Annotated in this window: 1 pseudogene; it reads right to left on the bottom strand. The window is 59.6% G+C overall.

The annotated features are described in order from the left end of the window. Nucleotides 1-280, bottom strand: a pseudogene (locus tag AC5RVV_RS18385) (PAS domain-containing sensor histidine kinase); the annotation flags it as partial.

The following is a 280-nucleotide window of genomic DNA, read 5'->3' as shown; positions in this document are numbered from 1 at the left end:
GGTCAGCCAGAAAACAGGGAAAACCGCTAGCAGGCCGACGCCGGAAAGCTCGGCCAGTGACCCTTCGCGGGTCAGTCCGATTGCCACGAAGTCCAACAGCGGGATGGACAAGAAACTTGGATACCAGAGCCGGTCCCAGGGAATAATGAAGCACAGTAGGAACAGCAGCGCATGCATGGCCAGGCCCGCCTGGAACAACGGGTTTGCCAGGGCCGTCGGATGGAATGCCAGGGCAAGGATGATCACCAGTACCATGGAAACGGTCAGCGGTAGCTGGCTG

The sequence above is a fragment of the Arthrobacter sp. MDT2-34-1 genome (assembly GCF_059091365.1).
The sequence above is the reverse complement of the archived record's forward strand: the minus strand, read 5'-3'. Positions and strand labels throughout refer to the sequence as shown.